This is a genomic window from Pseudomonas sp. IT-P4 (assembly GCF_949767755.1).
Lineage (GTDB): Bacteria > Pseudomonadota > Gammaproteobacteria > Pseudomonadales > Pseudomonadaceae > Aquipseudomonas > Aquipseudomonas monachiensis.
On sequence record NZ_CATKPX010000099.1, the window covers coordinates 1 to 312 of the forward strand.

The 312-nt window shown below is 63.8% G+C and carries 1 protein-coding gene; it reads right to left on the reverse strand.

Annotated elements, in window-relative coordinates; translation table 11 throughout:
- Positions 1-312: hypothetical protein (locus tag ACM6IT_RS27045; RefSeq protein ID WP_414919028.1), on the reverse strand; the 312-nt coding region annotated here is incomplete at both ends.

Here is a 312-nt window from a genome sequence, read left to right on the forward strand (position 1 = left end):
TCGCTATTCTCCCCAACCGTCACGCGGTCGGCGCCTTGCACGTCGTTGCCCAGCACGTTGCCGTTGAGGGTCAGCAGGGTTTCCGAGGCGGTGCCATTGCTGTCGCCCACGGCGTTGGGCAGGTCGTCGACGATGTTCACGTCGAGGTTGCCCGTGGCAGTGGTGCCGTTGTCGTCGACCACGGTCACGGCGAACTGCTCGGGCAGTGAGTTGGCACCATTGGCAGTTGGGTGGGCTTCGTTATCGACCAAGGTGTAGCTGTAGCTGACCACGCCGGTCGCCGCGTTGAATCCGGTGATCGTCAGGGTGCTG